The organism is Bacillus sp. SIMBA_026 (assembly GCF_046535335.1).
GTDB lineage: Bacteria > Bacillota > Bacilli > Bacillales > Bacillaceae > Bacillus > Bacillus velezensis.
Map to the genome: position 1 here is coordinate 1 of NZ_JAWRWX010000378.1, position 248 is coordinate 248.

At 60.9% G+C, this 248-nt stretch carries 1 protein-coding gene; it reads right to left on the reverse strand.

The window, feature by feature from the left end:
- Positions 1–248, reverse strand: a 248-nt coding sequence (locus SB847_RS21880; protein WP_410578823.1) for a hypothetical protein, incomplete at both ends; no start/stop codon positions are given.

Consider the following 248-nt stretch of genomic DNA (forward strand, 5'->3'; position numbering starts at 1 on the left):
TTCCTCGTCGCCGCCCATGAAACAGGACACGGTGACGTCGAGCGTCAGGGTTTCCTCGCGGCTGCGGTTCGTGCTGAGAGTGGCCGCTTCCTGCCCGGTGGTTACGCGCCCAAAAGAAACGATGTCGTCGGGCACGTAATTGGCCGGTTGCCCGAACACGACGTAGACGTGTTCGGTTTCCGGTTCCGAGGCGAACAGCGCTTTGACTGCCAGGTAGAACGCCTTTTTGAATTCGAGCGCGGCCGTTG